This is a genomic window from Christiangramia qingdaonensis (assembly GCF_048381525.1).
Classification (GTDB): domain Bacteria; phylum Bacteroidota; class Bacteroidia; order Flavobacteriales; family Flavobacteriaceae; genus Christiangramia.
On record NZ_JBLWIM010000009.1, the window covers coordinates 615 to 1,047 of the forward strand.

The following is a 433-nucleotide window of genomic DNA, read 5'->3' on the forward strand; positions in this document are numbered from 1 at the left end:
TTACAGGTCAGGTCAGCATTGATCAAAGACCAGCACATATAAACCTCAGACAGAAAAGCGGTCACTGGGAAGGTGATCTCATGGTGGGCTCCAATCACAAAAGTGTCATTGGAACAATCGTAGAACGTAAGTTTAGATATACTTTAATCGTAAAATTAAACAACAAAAAATCAGATCACGTCAGTAAGTTATTCTCTAAAACATTAAATAAAATGGAGCCAATCTTCAAGAAAACCATGACCTATGACAACGGAATTGAAATGGCAGAACATAAGAAAATCACTCAAAAAACAGGAATGCAAATCTACTTTGCTCACCCCTATTCTTCCTGGGAAAGAGGTACTAATGAAAACACCAATGGACTCATCAGAAGATACCTTCCTAAAGGAACAAGCTTTGCGCTGATTAATCAAAAACAGTTGCAAATCATACA

1 protein-coding gene is annotated in these 433 nt (G+C 37.0%); it reads left to right on the forward strand.

The window, feature by feature from the left end; translation table 11 throughout:
• The coding region (locus ACNI3T_RS04830; RefSeq protein WP_418226855.1) for an IS30 family transposase at nt 1–433 on the forward strand (433 nt) is incomplete at both ends.